Below are 19,239 nucleotides of genomic sequence, written 5' to 3' on the forward strand. Positions count from 1 at the left end.
GCCAATGATTTTATCGTCGACACGCACCTCCCTGTGCCGTCGTTTTTTACGCTTACAACGCATCCCAAACGTAACGTACGCCCAACCAGCCAGCACGCGGCGCACCGGGCGCGATGAACTGCTCGTGGCGCCACTCCTCCGGGTCGGTTTCGAAGGCATTGCCAGCGCCTACGAAAGGGTTTTCGGCCAAGGCGCCGCTCGTGGCATAGCGCTTGTCGAACAGGTTGTCGACCCGACCGAACAGAGTCCAGTCACGAGCGAAGCGGTAATCGGCACTCAGATTGACCACCGCATAACCCGGCAGTGTGCCGCTGCCCTCGACCTCGTCGTTGGACTGATGACGATTGTTCTCATTGCCCCGCACATACTGCTCGGAATACGCCAGCACAGTTGTACCGATACGAAGCCGATCGTTCAGATTCCAGTCCAAGCCGAGCTTGAGGTTGTGTTTCGGCAACCCTGGCAGGTAGTCGCCACGGGAGATGTGAATCTCGTCATCCGGGCAGCCGCCCTCGCCCTCGGTGCTGTTGTTCTCGGCCAGGATGCATGCAGAGGACTGTAACGTGGCGTGCAAGTAGGTGTAATCCACCCGCCAATCGACCGGCCCTTGCTCGCCGGCCAGGCCCAGCTCGATACCTTGGCGCCTTGTGCGGCCGAAGTTGGTGAAGTAACCCTTGCTACCACCGGTTCCGACGAACAGCAGATCATCGTGGTTAAGGCTGCGGAAGGCCGTGACGTTCCATTCGGTGCCGCTGGCCAGCTGGCCGCGCACGCCAAATTCCAGGGTGCGAGTGACGACCTGTTCCAGGAATGGATCGGCGGCCATGGCGTTGGGCAGGCTGCAGGGATTTTCCGGATCGGCACAACCCAGTTCGATCGGCGTCGGCGCCCGATTGCCTTGGGAGTAACCGCCGTAGAGGGTCACCGCGGGCTGTAACTGCCAGGCGAACCCCAGCGCCGGGTTCAGCTTGCGATAGGTGAAATCGCCATTGAGGTCATCTCCCATGCGATCAGTGTTGACTACCCGGGTGCGGTTGTAGCGTAGCGAGCCGGTCAGCTGCAGCGCGTCGGTTAGCGACCATGTGTCGGTGGCGTAGAGACTGGAAGTGCGGGTGCGACCCAACAGGCTATTGGCTGGGTCTTCGGCCTCGGTGGCAAGAATGCCGCGCTTATCGGTCAGCTCACCGCCTTGCTCGCTCTGGTGAAAGCTGGCGCGGGTGTTGTCGTGGGACAGGCCAAAGGCGAACTGGTGGGCCCCGGCATGACGGGACCACTGCAGGGCCAGGCCGTAGGCGCGCTGGCTAGTACGGGTGCGGTTCAGCACGCCGGTTTCCGGACCCTCGCCGGCCAGGAAGCCGTCGTCTTCCCACTCTTCATATTCGTCTTCGTACTCATCGTTTCCGTCACCGTTAAGGGTCGCTGTGCGGGTGCGCCGCAAATAGACGGTGCCGGACAGCCGGTCGCTATCGCTCAGCCAGTGACTGCCGGAAAACGCCATTAGGTGGCTACGGTTCTCAGTCTGGTCGGGATAGGTAAAAATCGCGTCGCGGTCCTGCTCATGCATGCTTTCGGGGATCAGTCCGTTACCAATCAGATCGTTGTCAGCATGAGCCAGCGTCAGGGCCAGGTCCGTGCTGTCTGTGGTCCAGGCGAATTTGCCGAACAGCTGGCCTACCTCAGACGGCGAATGGTCGCGCCAGCCGTCTTCATCCATCCCTTCGGCCGCCAAGTACCAGGAAAACTCCTCATGTTGGCCGCCATGCTCCACTGAGCCACCGTAGCGGCCAAAGGAGCCGCCGTAGAGTTGCGCCGCGCCGCCAGGATGAGTGTCGCCCCGCTTGGTTTCCAGCGCCAGGGCGCCGCCGAGTGTGTTGAGGCCGTACAGTGGGTTGGAGCCAGGCACCAGAGCCGCCCCAGCGATGGCGGCCTGGGGAATAAGGTCCCAGTGCACCACGTCGCCGAACGCTTCATTGATGCGCACGCCGTCGAGAAACACCGATAGGCCTTGGGCCGTGCCCAGTAGCGGCGAAGCGGTGAAGCCCCGGTAATTCAGGTCTGCCTGATAGGGGTTGCCCTGGGTCTCGTTGAGGTTGACGCTCGGCAGACCGCGCTGCAGTTTTTCTGCCAGAGACTGCCCTCCCAGCTTGCGCAGGCGCTCGTCGTCCAGGGTTTGAATGTTGGCCGGAACCCGATCCTTCGGCAGATCGATGCCGGGCAGCGGAGTCGTGGCGACAACCTCATCACTCTTGAGCTCGAGTGGCTCCTCAGCCTGGGCGAAACCAGGCAACAAGCCGGCAACGGCGAGCGAAAGCAGCGTGCGACGGGGCGTCCAGCTGCGGCAGATCTGATATTGCATGGGCATTCCTTGTTCTTGTTTGGCGGATCGTGCCGGGGCGGGTTTGCGGGCGACTCTCCATGCTGGCCGATGTCGGCTGGCAAACTGCCAGAACTGATTATCGAGAGCTTCCGCGCACCGCCGATAGGGAAAAATTCCCGGTGCTGCCGGGAATTTTTCCCGACCCCGTGGCGATTGGTCTTACTACCGCCGGAGTAATCCGGAACGAAGGCCTTCGAACCAGATGCTCGATGCAATGCCGGCTCTGGCCTGCTGATCGCCGACCGTCCATACGATTTTTTGGAATACCGGGGCCCTGGTGAGGCTGCCCTTTCTATTGGCTTCAGCTAGTCGACCTGAGGCAGTGCGGATTTTCGAAAAAGGGCGCGTGCGCCTGACGTCGAGCGCTAGAAAAAATTATCAGGAACGGGCTCGTAAAAAGCCCGCAACGGCCGGGACGAGCCGACCATCAATTGTCCAAGCTCAAGAACATGAACAAGCCGAAACCGCTCAAGCGCTTCTTTTGATCCAACGTTCAAGCCTCGCATAGTGTGCGATCACCGACGCGCAGCAACCCGTGATCAATGGCCAGATGCACCATCTCCGCCTGGGAGCTGACCGCCAGTTTGCTCTTGAGCAGCGCCATGTGATTGGAAACGGTCTTACTGCTGATGCAGAGCCGCTCGGCAATCTCGCGTTTGCCGATACCACGGGCGAGCATGAGGAATATTTCCATCTCGCGTGGCGTCATTTCAGCCAGACGGCCTTTCATAGGAGTGGCCGAAGGCCGCTGGCAGGCCAACTCGGTCGCCAACGGCTGCTCGATGAATGGCTGTCCAGCAAGCACCTTGCGCACCGCTTCGACCAATACGTCTGGCGCACAACGCTTGGTCAGATAGCCGGATGCGCCAGCATCGAGAGCCTGGCGGACCAGCGCCAGCTCATCGTGCATGCTGAAAATCAGCACCGGCAGCAGCGGCAGGCGCTGGCGCAGCCGCCGACAGGTTTCCAGTCCGCTGATTCCAGGCAGGCCCAGGTCAAGTACGACGAGGCTGGGAATTACCTCCTGCACCCGCTGCAGTGCCAGCTCCCCGCTCGCGGCCTCGGTCACGACTACCTCCGGCAGTAAGGCTGTAAGCAGGCTGGCATAGCCCTGCCGAACCACCGCATGGTCATCTACCAACAGGATGTTCATGACGATGCTCCTTTGAATGGCAGATCGAGATAAAGCGCCCATCCGCTTCCAGGGCGATGCCGGAAGCGCAATTGAGCGCCGAGGCAGCGGGCGCGCTCGCGCATCGACCGCAGACCAACGCCTGCCCGAGCTGGCGGCTGACCATGGCCGTTATCACGAAGCAGCAATCGAAGACCGTTCGCACTTCCGCGCAGGTGCAGCTGAACGCTGCTGGCCTGCGCATGGCGAGCCACATTGGTCAGCGCTTCCTGCACCAGTCGATAGAGATGAAGCTTGTTCTGTATGGACAAAACCGGAATTGGTCCTCGGAGCTGGAGCCGGCACTCGATTCCCAGCGAGCCCTGCCACTGCTCGACAAGTTGCTCGATGGCCTTTTCCAGCGAAAGGTGGTCGAGCATCACCGGATAGAGATCGCGCACCAGTATGCGAAAGCCGTTCTGTAGATCGAGGCTGTGCTGCTCCAGATGATGCGCGGTATCGCGTACTGCGTCCGGCTTGTCGGCTTGTAAACGCAGTAGACAAGCCCGTGCACGAATACCAGCGACATATTGGCCGAGGTCATCGTGCAGGGCCTGAGCCAGCTGGGTGCGTTCGCGCTCCTGCAAGGCGATCAACGCCTGGGTGAGCTGATCGTTATCGCCCCGCGCCTGCTCGAGGGCTGCAGCCATGTGATTGAAGTGATCGGTCAATCGGCGCGCCTCGGGCAGGCGGTGCGACGACAGTCGAGTATCGAGCCGGCCTTCGGCGATGCGCACCAGCGCGCCGAGCAACTCGGTCAGCACGCGCACGCCCGGGCGCACCGCCCAGCGGATCGCCAGCAGGCTGAGCAACAGCGCCAGGGCAAACAGCGTCAGCAGTTGCAACAGCGAATCCCGAACTTCTTCAACCTCATCGCGCGGATCGACGCTGATCCGCAGATGCCGGCCGTCAGCGAGTAACCGCTCGGTTGCCGGCGCCGACTCGGCGGGATACAGCCAGGCGCTGAGACCGTCGTTGAACGTCTGATCTACACCATGCCCTGTCGAATCTTCGGCCGTCAGCCAGCTGACGCGAACATGCCGCAAGCTATCGGTGAGCCCTGGTCGCAACGATTCGGGATCGCGTTCAGCCATCTCACTCAGGTATTCGACGACGGCCGCCGCGGCATTGAGCTCGCGCTGCACATCATGGCTGGCCTGACGTAAAAGCACCGCTAGGCAGACGGCCGCCACCAGAACGAAAAACAGCGTGACCAGTAAATAGATTCGCCAGAGAGCGGACATACATGGGGTCTCCGGCGTCGTGGGACCGCTGCGCAGGCCCGGATTCATGGCCGAGCGCGCTACTTCACCACGAACCGGCCTTCCATCCCCTTGTTCTGCAGGCCTTTGCAGTAGAACGGGTAGGTGCCCGGCTTGACCGGCAAGAAGAAGATCTCCGCCTCACCTGCTTCCTCGAACTCCAGCTCGACCAGGGTAACGGCCTTGATTTCCACGCCACCTGCCTCGACTTTGCGCAGGAAGATCGACCGGGCGAACTCGGGCGCCTGGAACGCGCATTCCTTTTGCCCGTCGGTGATGACCTTGAGCTGATAGGCAACGCCGGTTTCCAGCTGGTATTCCTTCTGCGAGACCGCGTAGTCCGTTTCCTCGGAGCCGAACTTGAGGTCAGGCAGCGCCTGGGTGCGCAACGTCAAATCACCCGTCGCGTGAGCATGATCGAAGCCGATCAAGCTGCCGAGGAATAGCAAATTGAGCGCCAGCGCTTTGAATGGAGGCATAGGGGTCTGCTCGTTATTGTTATCGGTGGCCCTATCCTATGAGCAGCCGCGGGACGCTTATTTTCTACCTTGGTACACAGTGACTGGAACTTTCTGCATATTTCCCCACCCCGCCATGGTTCCTATGCTGGCCGCAACGCCATAGGAGCTGCCCATGCGCCATTTTGTACAACGAGCCGGCTACCTCATCGCCCTCGCCTGCGCCCCGCTTGTTGCCACCGCTGCGCCGGGGCCCGGCGAGACGTTGTCGGTGCGGATCGGGTATCTGGGTTACCGCCCGGATCCGGGTCCGCTTCTCTCCAACGTGATTCCCGAGCCAATCGATGCCGGGCAGCGTGGCGCCGAGTTGGCCATCATCGACAGCAACACCACCGGACGTTTTCTCAAGCACAGCTACACATTGACGACCATCAACAGCGATACTCCCGAGCAACTCCTTGAAGACGCGCGTCAGCTGCATCGGGAAGGCTTACGTTTATTCGTGGTCAACGCACCGGCCGCCAACCTGAGCCAGCTCGCCAATGCAATGCCCAACAGCCTCCTCATTAACGCAGGCAGCGCCAGCGACGAACTGCGCACCACAAACTGCCTCGCCAATGTGCTGCATACCCTGCCCAGCCGCAGCATGCTGGCCGATGCCTTGGCTCAGTTTCTTGCCGTACGCCGCTGGAACCGCTGGTTATTGATCAGCGGCCCGACGCCAGAGGATCAGACCTACGCAGAGGCACTGCGGCGCGCGGCCAAGCGCTTCGGTCACAAAATCATCGAAGAGAAGCCCTGGTCGTTCGATAACGACCAGCGCCGCACCGCCCAGGCGGACATGCCACTGTTCACCCAAGCCGACGACTACGACGTGGTGGTGGTCGCGGATGAGCGCGGCGATTTCGGCGAGTACGTGCCCTACCACACCTGGCTGCCGCGCCCGGTAGTCGGCACGCAGGGCATGACCCCGACCGGCTGGCACAAGACAGTCGAGACCTATGGCGCCGCGCAGCTGCAAAAGCGTTTCGAAGCCCTCGCCAATCGCTGGATGAACGATCGCGACTTCGCCGCCTGGATCGGCGTGCGCAGCCTGGCCACCGCGATCACCAAGCTCGGTGTGACCGACCCGCAGACTATTCGTCAGGTTTCGTTGAGCGACACCCTGCCAATGGATGGCTTCAAGGGCCGCAAACTCACCTTCCGCCCCTGGAATGGTCAGCTACGTCAGCCGATTCCACTGGTGCATCCGCGCGGGCTGGTTTCCAACTCGCCGCAGGATGGTTTTCTGCATCCCACCAGCGAGCTGGACACCCTGGGCTTCGATCGACCGGAAAGTGAATGCCGGCTAAGCGAGGCCAAATCATGAACACGGTTCCCGCCGTGCGCCTCGTTGCAGCCGTGCTGTCCGGAGCACTGATCTTCACCTCAGCCGCCGGGCGAGCCGACGAGCTGGGATACGAGGCCTACATCGACAGCCCCAAGCGGATCAAATGCCTGTACGGCTACGTCACCGCCAAGACCGGCAACTTCGATGCAGCCAGGCAGATCTTCGAGGACTGTGTACGGCGCTGGGAGGACATCTACTCGATGATTTCGCTGGCGCAGATGTACGAGAGCGGCAGCGGCGTCGACAAGGATCTCGAACGCGCCGCGACATTGCTCAAGCGCGGCGCCGAGCAGCCCGACGACGCCAGCTACGTCAGCCTTGCGCGTTACCACTGGGGCGTCGCACTGGCTGAAGGCCGTGGCGTCGCCATCGATCGGCAGGCGGCTCGGGAGTGGCTGATGAGCGCATCGAAGGGCGGCCAGACCGAGGCCGACGACTACCTGAAACACATGGATCAGCAATCAGATTCCGCCACCCGCTGATGGCGCCACACAACAACAAGAGAACTTTCAGATGATTCGAACTCTACTTGCCACAGCCATCACCTATACGCTGATTTGCGCCAGCGGATCGACCCTGGCCGCCACCGCCTACGTCTCCAACGAGAAGGACGACAGCATCAGCGTGATCGACCTGGAAACCCTCGAAACGGTGGAAACGTTCGAAGTGGGTCAACGCCCGCGCGGCCTGACGCTCTCGCACGACAACAAGCTGCTCTATATCTGTGCCAGCGACTCGGACACCGTTCAAGTCATGGATCTGGCGACGCGCCGAATCATCAAGCAGCTGCCATCCGGCGCGGACCCCGAGCAATTCGCCCTGCACCCCAACAACCGCTGGCTGTACATCTCCAACGAGGACGATGCGCTGGTCACCGTGGTGGACGTGGACAACGAAGAAGTGCTCGCCCAGATCGACGTCGGCGTGGAGCCCGAAGGCATGGCCGTAAGCCCGGACGGCAAATGGGCGGTGAATACCAGCGAAACCACCAACATGCTGCATTGGATCGACACGTCCACGAATGCGCTGGTGGACAACACCCTGGTCGACCAACGCCCGCGCCATGTCGAATTCAGCAAGGACAGCACGGTGCTCTGGGCGTCGTCGGAAATCGGCGGCACGGTCAGCGTGGTCGACGTCGACCAGCGGCAGATCCTCAAGACCATCAATTTTGAGATCAAGGGGGTGCATCGGGATAAGGTTCAGCCGGTCGGAGTCAAGCTCAGCTCAGACGGCCAGCACGCCTTCGTCGCCCTCGGCCCCGCCAATCATGTAGCAGTAGTCGATGCGAAGACCTACGAGGTGCTCGATTACCTGCTGGTCGGTCGGCGCGTCTGGCACATGGCATTCAATCTCGATGAGAGCCGACTGCTGACCACCAACGGCGTCAGCGGCGACGTCTCGGTCATCGATGTGGATACGCTCAAGGTGGTGAAGTCGATCAAGGTTGGCCGCTACCCCTGGGGCGTGGTGGTTGCGCCATGACCGCTCTGCAGCTGGAGAACGTCGGCTTCGCCTACGGTGCCCGTCAGGCTTTGCATGATGTCAGTTTCAGTGCCGCAGCCGGACGCTTTACTGCCCTGCTCGGCCCGAACGGCGCCGGCAAATCCACGCTGATCGCGCTGCTCACACGGCTCTACGACCTGCAGCAGGGACATATTCAAGTCGCCGGATATAGCCTGCGCGATCAGCCGCGCAAGGCGCTTCGCCGCCTCGGCGTGGTGTTCCAGCAGAGCACCCTGGATCTGGACCTCAGCGTCGAACAGAACCTGCGCTACCACGCCGCGCTGCATGGGATGCCACGTAAATTGGCGAACGACCGTATCGAGCTGGAACTGGACCGTCAGCAGCTCGGCGAGCGTCGCAAGACCAAGGTCCGCGAGCTCAACGGCGGCCATCGTCGTCGCGTCGAAATCGCCCGCGCCCTGCTGCACGAACCCAGCCTCCTGCTCCTCGACGAAGCCAGCGCCGGACTCGATCCGGCCAGTCGCCAGGCCCTCAACAACCACGTCCGCCAGCTTTGTCGCGATGAAGGCATGAGCGTGCTCTGGACCACCCATTTGCTGGACGAAATCCGCGCCGATGACGATCTGCTGATCCTCAATCGTGGAAACCTGGCCGCCGAGGGCCGTGCCGAGGTGTTGTCCGCCGTGGATGGCAGTCTGGAGCAGGCATTCAGCCGTCTGACCCGCCAGCCGGCCGCGGCGTGAAGCGCCGGCGCCCTGCCCTCTTCCACTTCTGGAGCATTACTCATGACTGCCTATTGGGAATGCCTGCGTGCCATCGTCTGGCGCGAGTGGCTGCGTTTCGTCCAGCAGCGTTCGCGGTTCTTCAGTGCGTTGGTGCGGCCGCTGTTGTGGCTGGTGGTGTTTGCGGCCGGTTTTCGCGCGGCGCTGGGCATCGCAATCATCGAGCCGTACGACACCTACATCACCTACGAAACCTACATCGTCCCCGGCCTGGCCTGCATGATCCTGCTGTTCAACGGCATGCAGGGCTCGCTGTCGATGGTCTATGACCGCGAGATGGGCAGCATGCGTGTGCTGCTTACCAGCCCGCTGCCACGCGGTTTCCTGCTCGCCAGCAAGCTGCTGGCGACCGCGCTGATCTCGCTGCTGCAGGTTTATACGTTTCTTCTCGTCGCCTGGTTCTATGGAGTGCAGCCACCGGCCGCTGGCCTGTTCGCGGCAATGCCTGCACTGCTGCTGGTGGCTCTGATGCTCAGTGCGTTGGGACTGCTGCTGTCCAATGGTATTCGTCAATTGGAAAACTTCGCCGGGGTGATGAATTTCGTCATTTTTCCAATGTTCTTCCTATCCTCCGCGCTGTACCCGTTGTGGAAAATGCGCGAGGCCAACGAATGGCTGTACTGGATCTGCTCGTTCAACCCCTTCACCTACGCGGTGGAGTTGGTGCGCTATGCGCTGTACGAACGTCTCAACCCGATGGCGTTGGCGGTCTGCTTCGGCCTGACGCTCCTGTTCAGCCTGTTCGCCGTGCTCAGCTTCAACCCGCAGCACGCTGCCTTACGGCGGACGGCATGATCTCTATTACTTTGGTACTGGTTTTCCTGTCGATTGTAGGATTTCAATACAGCCGGTGTCAGCTTGGGAGAAAGAGTGGAACCGCCGCACCGCCAGCGTGATGGGGCACGCGAACCTGTTCATCACTGGTGACCGCACTTGGAGCTTAGGGCACAAGCCTTCCCGCGAGGGAATCGTGAGCGCTGTTCCTGTCCGGGGCTCTGCAGCACCTGCGCCGAAGACTCGCAGCGGCGACGCAATCATCGGCAATCGGAACAGCAAGGTTTATCACCTAGCCGAGGGATGCCCCAGCTATAACAAAGTGTCGGCTAATAACACGGTGCTTTTCCGTTCTGAGACCGAAGCTGCAGCAGCCGGCTATCGAAAGGCAGGCAATTGCCGATGAAGGCAAACGTTGGCGTCCCGCTGGCGGCAGCGGCGAGGAAGAGTGAGTCGTGGTTCGCAAGCGTCTGGCAAGCACTAGCTAAGCTGGTTCTGGATATCAATGATGCGTTAGGGACAGGAGAAGCTAGAAGCGGGTTCGGAGTCCCCGATATCGAATTCAGTTCAGCTGAACCCTATATCGTCGAGTTCTCGACCCGGGACAACATCAGTGGGGCTCCGTGGCGCGAGGTTTTCACCCAGGCCGTCAAGCACAGATCCGGAAACCTGATACCAGGACGTCATTCATCCGCGTCCGAAACTAGCTCCGCCTTATAATCAGTGAGTCTCTATGCAACCAGCTTACCCGTCAGGTTCTTGTCTATTGATTGCAACCTCTCGCTGATATCTGCTTGGCGAAACGTTGTCAACGTAACGTAGCTGAGCGAGCAGATACAACAATACAGCGTGTGTAAACATATACTCATCCGTTACAGTGTCCGGATGCTATTGCTTGAAGCTCTAGTCTCATTCCTAAATTTTCAAAGAGACGAATCAATGCACATAATAAAACTATTAGCTTTGGTCTCCGCTATCGGATGCGTTGCGACAGCTCACGCAGCTAACAACGTTGATTCAATCAGAAAAGAGGGTGAGCGAGACGGCAAGCGATACGCTGAAGATGGACGGAGAAATGGAATCAAGGTCGATGGGACCTTTTGTGCAGTTGGCGTCTCGGCGGAGGATGCGGCCAGACCTGAGCTATCGCAAGCAGAAATAGAAGCCTACGCCCAAGCGTACGCAGGCGCATGCATGGGGCGGAAGGTCCATTAGGCATGGCGACCTCCACGGCGGCCAATTGTTTTGTAGCCAACGTGGTTTAGATACGATTGTTAATTGAGTCCCAGTATAGCGTTTAGCTATTTCTCAAACTTCAACGGGTGGTGACATGTCAAAAATAGCAGAATTTAGGGCGTTGGAAGCTCAGATCGGTGAGCATCTGAGGCGCTTAGAAGCCCTTAAAGGAGACGACGCGCTTCAGAAAGAAATAGCGTTTGAGCAAAAGCTAAACGGCCTTCTCCAAAAGTACGACATGACTCTGCGCGACGTGATTAACATCCTTGAGCCAGGCTCAACCAAGACCTCGCAGCAAGCGACCGCACCGACTGGCAAAGCCGTACGACGAGAAAGAACTCTAAAACGGTATAAGAATCCCAATACCGGTGAGGTGGTAGAGACAAAAGGTGGCAACCACAAAACACTCAAAGCATGGAAGAAAGAGTTCGGCAACGACACGGTTGAGAGCTGGCTCCAATAGACGTAGCAACTGGCTTATGGCGTTAGCCTAGCCAATGCGCCCACCTCCGTTAGGTGCCGCCAGCCACGCCGTCAGCGTCGAGTCTTTCGGAACGAAAACGAGAGGGTTCTCGTGTCGGTATATCCATCCCCGGCCTTTCGATGGCACGCTTGAGCCCAACTTAGCGCTGCTTGAGATATTTTCGGGAGGCACGGCAGTGTTCAGCGGTCGGCGATAGATGTCGTCCGCGAAGGGCTGCTTTCGGCCAGTAAGCGGTCGGTCAAAGTCTTATCCAGAGGGGGTGGGCATCTCATGTTGCATGAGGCGATCCAAGCTATGCGGTGAGCCTGCTGGGCAAGGATGGCTGCCCATTACAGCAATTCGATGCCGAAGCGGCGCATTGCTAGAGCAAACAGGACGAAACACAGGCACGTGGCCAATGCGTAACCCGCCAGTGCCAGCCAGAAGCCGAAGCGAGACATTAGGAGTGGGAACATCAACATCGCCGGTAGCGTGGGGATCACATACCAGAATGTGTACCAGGCATGATTGGCGATCTTTTGTCCCGGCTGATGCTCAATGTGCAGCCAGATCAAGGTCAGCACCGTAACTATGGGCAGGGCGGCGATGACACCGCCAATACGGTCGCCATGCTTGGCCGCTTCGGATACCAAGACCACCATCAGTGCAGTGATCAGGTACTTGGTCACTATCCAGGTCATGACGTGCTCCGCGGTGCTGCGAAAGAAGATCAGAGGTACTTGGTGATCTGCTTGAAGTCACTCAGCGCGGTGGTGTCACCCTGTTCGGTGGCCGCGAGCGCGTGCTCCAGACAGTGATCGATGTGGTCCTGGATCAAGGTGCGCTTGGCCTGGCAAACCGCTTTTTCTACTGCGTGTAGCTGCTGGGCAAGGTCCACGCAGGGGCGACCGACCTCGATCATGCCGACAATGCTGCGCAGGTGGCCTTCGGCACGCTTCAACCTTTTGATGATATCGCTATGACTTTGGTGCTGATGGGCGTGTTCTTGATCGCTCATGCCTTGAGTCCCATGCCTCGATGACTTACGCTTCGATCCTATCCCCCTGGGGGGGATATGGCAAACCTGTCGTTGTCGTCGGGCGGCCAGCCGAATCTGTAAACGAAGACACATCCATGCTCAGTAAACCGGTCAGCGCTCAGTTAACGTTTGTCCTAGCCCTCGTCATGCTGATGGCATGGGCCGGGCATAGCGCCGCGCTTGGCCCTGGGGTGAGCCAAGGTGCGTGGAACGGCGAGGACCGTGCTCATGCTCATTCCCACAGCATGGGTATTTCGGTCTGTGCCAGATGCGCGGATCACTACCACTCCACGCTTACCGCCGACCACGTGCACGAAACGCCATACCTGACCACGCTTCTCACCGTCAGTACGCTGCCAGAGCGTCCGCAGCCGATAGAAGCCACGCGCTACGCCATCCCTCCCAGTCCGATCTTCCTGATCGAGCGGCCACCACGCCCAAGATTTGCGCTCTGACACCGGCCGCTATGCGGCCAATCCACTGTCACGTAGGACTCAACCATGCATTCGCTATCCATGTGCGGTATGGGCGCATTTTCCGCGCGCCCAAACCGCTCGCTAATACTGCTGCTCTTGTTCACCGCATTGCTATTTCTCGGCATGCCTGACGCGCTGGCCCACGCTGTTGCCGAGGGCGACAAGGGCTTTATCCAGGAAAGCTCCGGGGTGATGGTGCTGCCGTTCATTTATATGGGCGCCAAGCACATGTTCACCGGGTACGACCATCTGCTGTTTCTGTTCGGGGTGATCTTCTTTCTCTACCGCCTGAAGGACGTCGGGCTCTACGTCACCCTGTTCGCCGTGGGCCACACGGTGACGCTGCTGCTCGGTGTATTGGCGGAAATCACCATCAGTTCCTATGTGATCGACGCCATCATCGGTTTTTCGGTGGTGTACAAGGCGCTGGATAACCTGGGCGCCTTCCAGCGCTGGTTCGGCCATCAGCCCAATACCAAGGCGGCCACGCTGATCTTTGGTTTGCTGCATGGCTTCGGCCTGGCGACCAAGATCCAGGAGTACGAGATCTCGGCGGATGGCCTAGTTGCCAACCTGATCGCTTTCAACGTCGGGGTGGAAATTGGCCAGCTACTGGCGCTGAGCGCCATTCTGATCGTCATGGGCTACTGGCGACGAACCGCCAGCTTCTGGCGCCATGCCTACACCGCCAACGTCGCCATGATGAGCGCCGGTTTCCTCTTGATGGGTTACCAGCTCACCGGCCTGATCGTCTCTCAGTAAGGATTTCTCAGCATGTTCAATACCAAGCTTCCAACCCAGAGTGAACTGCCAACCAGCCGCCAGCTGCTGCGCTCCACTGTGATCGCCGTGGGTGTTGCCGCAGCCTTACTGGTCACCGTAGTGATGCCTTCTGAATATGCCATCGACCCCACGGGCGTCGGCCGCGTACTGGGCCTGACCCAGATGGGTGAAATGAAAGAAATACTTGCCGAAGAAGCGGCCGCTGATGCAGCTGTTCAGCCAGCTGCGGCTCCAGTCGCTCAAGCCCCCGCGCCTAGTCAGGTGGCGCCTCAGGAGCAAGTTGCGGCAGCCCCTGTGGCAGAGCCGGTAGCAGAGCCACAGCCCGCCCTGAAGTCCGATGAAGTGACTGTCACGCTGAAGCCGGGCGAGGCCAGTGAAATTAAGCTGGAGATGCTGGACAAGGCCACGGTCAGCTACGAGTGGGCAACCGATGGCGTTCCGGTCAATCACGACACCCATGGCGAGCCCTACAACGGCCCCAAGGGCTATTACCACAGCTACAGCAAGGCCAAGCAGGTCAAAGGTGATAAAGGCGAATTCACTGCCATTTTCGATGGCACCCACGGCTGGTTCTGGCGAAACCGTAGCAACCGTGACGTGACGATTACGCTCAAGACCAAGGGTGAGTACCTGAGCGTCAAACGCGTTATCTAAGAGAAATAGCCCCAGCGTCACGGGCGCCGGGGCTTTTACATCCCTGATCGATATTGAAGGAATACATCATGACAAATTCAATTACGCTGAGCCGCTCCCTGCTGCTGGTTTGTTTACTAGGTCTGCTGTCGGCATGTGGCGGCAGCGAGCCGGAGACGCAAGCTGAAGTCGAAAGTCACGGTCATTCTCACGACTAAAAGGCGGAAAGTTGTCTTGTTACGTGCAATGACTTGCTAATCGCTTGCACGTAACGATTGGTAAGTTTTAGGCGCCGGCCACATCTTATCTTAGATCTGTTAAGTGGCTGCTTTTGGCCGAAAGTCGTCGTTGGCGACCGGCGGCAATCGGCCAAAAGCGGTCATCAGGGCTGGCTTGAATCGGGGCCGAAGGATTACGCTCTCAGCCCCATAATTGCTGGTCAGACAGTTACCACGATCTTGCCGATCTGCTGATTGGCTTCAAGGAAACGATGGGCATCCTGGATGTCGCTAAGTGTGAATGTCTTTGCGATGATCGGGCGCAACGCACCGGACTCCAACCCTTGCAGAATAAAAGCCTTTGCTCTCTCTAGGGCTTCAGGGTCGGCCACAATCTCTGCGTAGAGATAGCCCTTCAAAGTCAGGCTTTTGCCCAGCACGGTAAACAGTGGGAATGGTGTCGGTTCAGAGCTAAGTGCGCCGTACTCCAGCAAAATTCCGCCCCGCGCCATGCTCTGCGTGAGAGGTTCCAAGGACGGCCCGCCTACAGGATCGAATACAACGCGAGCGCCTTGACCGGCAGTTATCGTCATAACACGCTCGACGATATCCTCTTCATCGCTGACGATGACATGCGCAGCGCCTGCATCAAGTAGGGCTTGCTTCTTCGCGTGAGTTCGAGTGATCGCAATCGATGTGGCGCCGACCATACGAGCCATTTGGAAGGCGGCCAAGCCAACACTGCTTGACGCGGCGGTAACGATGACAAAATCGCCCTGACGTAGCTTCGCCTGTTCAATCAATCCCCCCCAGGCGGTGACGTACTGCATCCAAGACGCCGCAGCCTCTTCAAAGGACAAGTTCTCAGGGCTCTTTACCACCAGGTGGGCCGGTACGTTGGCCAACTCGCCGTAGGTGCCCCAGCGAGCAATATCCAGAGGTGGGATCAGAGCGACCGAGTCACCAATCGTGATCTCGGTTACGTCGCTCCCAACTGCCGTTACGATGCCTGCGGCCTCGTAGCCTAAGCGGCTGGGGAACTCCGCTTCTTGTAGGTATGCGTGATTGCGGAACATCACTTCGGCTCGGTTCAAGCCAAAAGCTTTAACACTAATTTGCACCTCGTTTGCTGCTGGTGCCGATACTTCCAGATCTTCCAGCTTCAGAACGCTGGCGTCACCGTATTCATGAATTCTGACAATGCGTGCCATCATAAATACCTCGTTTATCAATGGGCCTCGACGTACATCCGGAAGGTATCCGGGCACTCGAAAGGTGACAAAAATTTAGTCATTGGTTGGCGCTAGATAAATGCCTACGATGGCGTATTACTAGAAACAGAGTGTTTATAATGGATCGCCTGACCCAGATGGCCACGTTCGTCAAAACAGTTGAGCTGGGTTCATTCAGCGCCGCTGCGGACGACCTGAATCTGTCCCCTCAATTGGTAGGGAAACAGGTGAAAATGCTCGAACAACATCTGGGTGTTTCCCTGCTGCACCGGACTACGCGCAGGCAAAGCCTCACCGACTTCGGCAGGGCGTTCTACCCGCGAGCAAAACTGATCCTTGCAGACATGCAGTCTGCCGAGAGCCTGGCTGCCCTCACTCGGGGCACACCAAGCGGCCGCCTTCGCATCAACGCGCCGGTCACGTTCGGAATCCGCACGCTTTCGCCACGCCTGCTGGAATACATGGTTCGGTATCCTCAGGTGTCTGTTGACCTAACGTTATCGAACGAACTGGTCGATATCGTTGATGATGGTTACGACGTGGTATTTCGCATCGGCGAGCTGGCGAGCAGTGGGTTGAAGGCATTGCCACTGGAGCCCTATCAGATGGTTTTATGCGCTGCGCCGTCCTATCTTGCACGTCGCCCTCCCATCATCAATCCGTGGGATCTACAGCAGCAGGAATGTCTGGGGTTTACCTATTCTGATGGCCGCTCACACTGGAGCTTCGACAGCCCGGAGGGGCGTATAGATGTTCCTATTACAAGCAAATTAACGATCAATCAAGGTGATCCACTGCTGGCAGCGGCTGTAGTTGGTCTAGGCGTGGTTCTACAGCCGATAGAGTTGGTTAGCGATGCACTGCGCGATGGGACACTGGTGCGTCTGTTGCCGCAGTACCCGGTGCCGAATACCGCAATGCACATCCTCTATGCCCCTGACCGAAGAATGACTCCAAAGCTGCGCAGCTTCTTGGAGTTTGCGCGTGAGGCTTTTGGGCAGCGAGGCCCTCTCTAACGCACGAAAATCAATGTCTGCGCTATCCGGTATTCGTAAAGGACGACGATTACCGTGGCTCACCGGATATGACCAAGCACCCCTTGCTGAGGAAGTACCTGCTGTAGCACTTCGCGGCGGAAGTCGAAGAACTGAAAGATGCCATGTTCGTTGGCTTGGGGCCGTAGGTCCAGAGCGTGCTGGACCGCCTGATCCAGGAGCGGGTTCTGAATCCCGACCGGGTGATTGCCGGCATGCTGCACCCCTCCGGAAACTGCACCTACCGGATCAACTACCTCATCGGCGACAGAAGCGCGCTGGTCCCGCACGCCACCAGCCCTGTGCCTTACGACCAGGTCCGGCGAGCATTTCGGGAGCGGTTCGTCACCGCCTGATCGAACGTCGGATGAGTGGATGCTGACGCGGGTTCAATTCCCAAACGGGAATAGAACTGGCGCCCTGTCTGATGCGCTCGGTTGGTGACCCGACCAGGGCAGAACTGGTAGGATTGCGGGCATCAAGGTCCGGATTCCGCACCTTTCCGCAGGAGTTTGCAGCGGTCGCAAGGCGCTGAGTTACATAGGTTTGGCGCAGGGTTCCACCCCACCGAGCCCCTGCAGGAGTTCGAATCGTTACGCCCCCCCAGAAACCCTCACTAGCCCGAACGGCCCGAACGGCCCGATGCTAGGTCGTTGATTTTCAACAAATCGCTCGATCGATCCGCGCTTGCGGACTGCGGACTTCCAATGGGCCGGAAATCTGGCTCGCCCAGACGGCTCTCGGTACCGACACGTTGCAAACAGTCGGTACTTCTCGATAACTACCCGACGAATCGGAACATCACAGCCAGCCCTGATGTTGCCCCTGCTTGCTGACGCAGCTTGGAAGTTCTGGCTGCAATATTGCCCCCCGTCGCTGTGGAAGGTAGCTCCCTGGGCAAGTGCAATCGAGGGGGGGGATCGCTGCGTAGAGCTTGTGCCCCCCATCCTGCAGCGTGACCTGATTGGGTCAAGGCCGGGTTGTCATGCAGGCAGTTTGGCTGCAAGCAGTTCGACCTTCTCGATATTGGGCGGAGAACTGAGCAAGGTCGCGGCGTTGGCCATCAAGGCCGCGGCGATCTGGCCGTTCAGATGTGCCTGGCGACCTACCTCATCGGCAAAGGCATCGAACACACCGAACGTCGAAGGGCCAAACTTCAATGCGAACCAGGCAGTGGTGCCGGACTCGGCGTTGGCGAGCGGCAGTGCGCTGGCCAGGAAGTCGGCAAGCGCAGCCTCCTGGCCGGGTTTGGCTTCGAGGCGAACAAACAGGGCGAGCTTGGTCATACTGTAATCCTTTGGGTAAATGGGTTAGGTGAATGGATCGACGAGCCTGCAGTCTAAGTCGTCATGACAGCCATCTCTATAGACAATAATGACAATATTGATATCATTGTTGCCATGAAACTCCACATCCTTGTTTGTGACGGCGTGTTTGATCTGGGGCTTGCGGCGCTCACCGACACAGTGGGCTTGGCCAATGCGATGGCGGGCTCGCTTCCACAGGCTCCCGCGCACATAGAGCTCACGCTGGTGGGCGTGCGGCGTCGCATCCGAACTGCGCAAGGCTTGACGGTCCCCGTGGTCCCTGCGCGTGGTGTGCCGGAACCAGACGTCGTGCTCGTGCCCGCGTTTGGTGACAAGCTGCCCGACACGCTCTCGGCTCGGCTCACACGCCCCGACGTGCCCGATGCGGTCGCCGCGCTACAGCAGTGGTCCACCGCTGGCGCGCACCTTGGTGCCGCCTGCTCCGGTAGTTTCTTGCTTGCAGAGAGTGGCCTGCTTGATGGGCATCGTGCGACGACGTCATGGTGGCTGGGGCCGATGTTTCGGCAGCGCTATCCGAACGTCACGCTGGACGAGTCACGCATGATCGTGAACTCGACACACTTCACTACCGCGGGTGCCGCTTTGGCCCACGTCGACCTGGCCTTGCGCATCATCCGGGGGCGCAGTCCGGCGCTGGCGGCCCTAGTAGCACGCTATCTGCTGGTCGAGGCACGCAGTTCGCAAGCCGAGTTCGTGATTCCCGACCACCTTGCGCATGCCGACCCGATGGTGGGGCGCTTCGAGTGCTGGGCCAGAAGTCAGCTCGCGAAGGGGTTCTCGCTGGCCGAGGCGGCCAGCGCCGCGGGCACAAGCGAGCGCACCTTGGCGCGGCGGCTGCAAAGCGTTTTGGGCAAGACACCGTTGTCGTATTTCCAGGACCTGCGCGTGGAGCATGCCGTCCATCTCTTGCGCACCGGAAACGCGAGCGTCGACCAAGTCGCCGCACAGGTCGGGTACTCGGATGGGGTGACCCTGCGGGCCCTGTTGCGCCGCAAGCTGGGCCGGGGTGTCAGGGAGTTGCGACGCGGTGGATGACCAGAGGCGTTTGGTGTATGTACAGCTGGAGACCGCCGGGAAACTGACGCAGGCCAAACGGCGCATTTGGACCTGATAAAA

22 protein-coding genes are annotated in these 19,239 nt (G+C 59.4%); 14 read left to right on the forward strand and 8 right to left on the reverse strand.

Annotated elements, in window-relative coordinates:
• Positions 1-52: 52 nt before the first annotated feature.
• From ACQKIK_RS05545 to ACQKIK_RS05560, 4 genes are all read right to left on the reverse strand, one after another.
• Complete coding sequence (locus tag ACQKIK_RS05545) at positions 53-2,356, reverse strand: TonB-dependent receptor (protein WP_168424483.1); 2,304 nt, start codon at positions 2,354-2,356, stop codon at positions 53-55.
• Between the two features lie 514 nt (positions 2,357-2,870).
• Positions 2,871-3,530 carry a response regulator gene (locus ACQKIK_RS05550; protein WP_484599208.1) on the reverse strand — a complete coding sequence of 220 codons (660 nt, stop codon included), beginning with the start codon at positions 3,528-3,530 and terminating at the stop codon, positions 2,871-2,873.
• Positions 3,527-4,792, reverse strand: a complete 1,266-nt coding sequence (locus ACQKIK_RS05555; protein ID WP_168424485.1) for a HAMP domain-containing sensor histidine kinase — start codon at positions 4,790-4,792, stop codon at positions 3,527-3,529. The genes ACQKIK_RS05550 and ACQKIK_RS05555 overlap by 4 nt, the downstream gene beginning before the upstream one ends.
• 59 nt (positions 4,793-4,851) lie before the next feature.
• Positions 4,852-5,289, reverse strand: a complete 438-nt coding sequence (locus tag ACQKIK_RS05560) for a cupredoxin domain-containing protein (RefSeq protein ID WP_168424486.1) — start codon at positions 5,287-5,289, stop codon at positions 4,852-4,854.
• A 154-nt stretch (positions 5,290-5,443) separates the two neighbouring features.
• Here ACQKIK_RS05560 and ACQKIK_RS05565 point away from each other — a divergent pair, with 154 nt between their 5' ends.
• The 7 genes from ACQKIK_RS05565 to ACQKIK_RS05595 all read left to right on the forward strand — a co-directional run bounded on the left by ACQKIK_RS05565 (position 5,444) and on the right by ACQKIK_RS05595 (position 11,380).
• Complete coding sequence (locus ACQKIK_RS05565) at positions 5,444-6,637, forward strand: ABC transporter substrate-binding protein (protein WP_499135015.1); 1,194 nt, start codon at positions 5,444-5,446, stop codon at positions 6,635-6,637.
• Positions 6,634-7,140, forward strand: coding sequence for a tetratricopeptide repeat protein (locus ACQKIK_RS05570; protein WP_499135016.1), 507 nt, complete (start codon positions 6,634-6,636; stop codon positions 7,138-7,140). Before ACQKIK_RS05565 ends, ACQKIK_RS05570 begins: the two co-directional genes overlap by 4 nt.
• Positions 7,141-7,171: 31 nt before the next feature.
• Entirely contained in the window at positions 7,172-8,143 is a 972-nt protein-coding gene (locus ACQKIK_RS05575) for a YVTN family beta-propeller repeat protein (RefSeq protein ID WP_399868433.1), read from the forward strand.
• Complete coding sequence (locus ACQKIK_RS05580; RefSeq protein WP_399868435.1) at positions 8,140-8,868, forward strand: ABC transporter ATP-binding protein; 729 nt, start codon at positions 8,140-8,142, stop codon at positions 8,866-8,868. Before ACQKIK_RS05575 ends, ACQKIK_RS05580 begins: the two co-directional genes overlap by 4 nt.
• Positions 8,869-8,910: 42 nt before the next feature.
• Positions 8,911-9,702: an ABC transporter permease gene (locus ACQKIK_RS05585; protein ID WP_399868437.1), complete on the forward strand. Its 792-nt coding sequence runs from the start codon at positions 8,911-8,913 to the stop codon at positions 9,700-9,702.
• Positions 9,703-9,802: 100 nt separating this feature from the next.
• Positions 9,803-10,087 (forward strand): sunset domain-containing protein, encoded by a 285-nt coding sequence (locus tag ACQKIK_RS05590; RefSeq protein ID WP_499135203.1) that lies wholly within the window; start codon positions 9,803-9,805, stop codon positions 10,085-10,087.
• Positions 10,088-11,011: 924 nt separating this feature from the next.
• The gene (locus tag ACQKIK_RS05595) at positions 11,012-11,380 is read left to right on the forward strand and encodes a histone-like nucleoid-structuring protein, MvaT/MvaU family (RefSeq protein ID WP_499135018.1); all 369 of its coding nucleotides are present in this window, start codon (positions 11,012-11,014) and stop codon (positions 11,378-11,380) included.
• A gap of 350 nt (positions 11,381-11,730) precedes the next feature.
• Here the strand turns inward: ACQKIK_RS05595 and ACQKIK_RS05600 are convergent, their stop codons facing one another.
• Both ACQKIK_RS05600 and ACQKIK_RS05605 read right to left on the reverse strand, forming a co-directional pair.
• Entirely contained in the window at positions 11,731-12,081 is a 351-nt protein-coding gene (locus tag ACQKIK_RS05600) for a DUF3147 family protein (protein WP_003298756.1), read from the reverse strand.
• A 29-nt stretch (positions 12,082-12,110) separates the two neighbouring features.
• Entirely contained in the window at positions 12,111-12,398 is a 288-nt protein-coding gene (locus ACQKIK_RS05605) for a metal-sensing transcriptional repressor (protein WP_003298757.1), read from the reverse strand.
• Positions 12,399-12,514: 116 nt separating this feature from the next.
• On the opposite strand from ACQKIK_RS05605, the gene ACQKIK_RS05610 reads away from it, so the two are divergent.
• From ACQKIK_RS05610 to ACQKIK_RS05625, 4 genes are all read left to right on the forward strand, one after another.
• Positions 12,515-12,874, forward strand: coding sequence for a hypothetical protein (locus ACQKIK_RS05610; RefSeq protein ID WP_003298758.1), 360 nt, complete (start codon positions 12,515-12,517; stop codon positions 12,872-12,874).
• A 45-nt stretch (positions 12,875-12,919) separates the two neighbouring features.
• Entirely contained in the window at positions 12,920-13,657 is a 738-nt protein-coding gene (locus ACQKIK_RS05615; protein WP_499135020.1) for a HupE/UreJ family protein, read from the forward strand.
• Between the two features lie 12 nt (positions 13,658-13,669).
• Complete coding sequence (locus ACQKIK_RS05620) at positions 13,670-14,332, forward strand: transmembrane anchor protein (RefSeq protein WP_241530669.1); 663 nt, start codon at positions 13,670-13,672, stop codon at positions 14,330-14,332.
• Positions 14,333-14,400: 68 nt separating this feature from the next.
• On the forward strand, positions 14,401-14,529 hold the full coding sequence (locus ACQKIK_RS05625; RefSeq protein WP_255342263.1) for a hypothetical protein: 129 nt from the start codon (positions 14,401-14,403) through the stop codon (positions 14,527-14,529).
• Between the two features lie 221 nt (positions 14,530-14,750).
• Here the strand turns inward: ACQKIK_RS05625 and ACQKIK_RS05630 are convergent, their stop codons facing one another.
• Positions 14,751-15,740 carry a zinc-dependent alcohol dehydrogenase family protein gene (locus ACQKIK_RS05630; protein ID WP_042927614.1) on the reverse strand — a complete coding sequence of 330 codons (990 nt, stop codon included), beginning with the start codon at positions 15,738-15,740 and terminating at the stop codon, positions 14,751-14,753.
• Positions 15,741-15,880: 140 nt separating this feature from the next.
• Here ACQKIK_RS05630 and ACQKIK_RS05635 point away from each other — a divergent pair, with 140 nt between their 5' ends.
• Positions 15,881-16,777: a LysR family transcriptional regulator gene (locus ACQKIK_RS05635; RefSeq protein ID WP_499135021.1), complete on the forward strand. Its 897-nt coding sequence runs from the start codon at positions 15,881-15,883 to the stop codon at positions 16,775-16,777.
• Between the two features lie 176 nt (positions 16,778-16,953).
• Positions 16,954-17,151 (forward strand): hypothetical protein, encoded by a 198-nt coding sequence (locus ACQKIK_RS05640; protein WP_023082110.1) that lies wholly within the window; start codon positions 16,954-16,956, stop codon positions 17,149-17,151.
• Positions 17,152-17,778: 627 nt separating this feature from the next.
• Here ACQKIK_RS05640 and ACQKIK_RS05645 read toward each other — a convergent pair.
• Entirely contained in the window at positions 17,779-18,081 is a 303-nt protein-coding gene (locus ACQKIK_RS05645) for a putative quinol monooxygenase (protein ID WP_036993207.1), read from the reverse strand.
• A gap of 768 nt (positions 18,082-18,849) precedes the next feature.
• Between ACQKIK_RS05645 and ACQKIK_RS05650 the strand changes: the two genes are divergently transcribed.
• Positions 18,850-19,158 (forward strand): helix-turn-helix domain-containing protein, encoded by a 309-nt coding sequence (locus ACQKIK_RS05650; protein ID WP_499135204.1) that lies wholly within the window; start codon positions 18,850-18,852, stop codon positions 19,156-19,158.
• Positions 19,159-19,239: the final 81 nt, after the last annotated feature.

It is taken from the genome of Pseudomonas sp. NPDC047961 (assembly GCF_050272435.1).
Classification (GTDB): Bacteria; Pseudomonadota; Gammaproteobacteria; order Pseudomonadales; family Pseudomonadaceae; genus Stutzerimonas.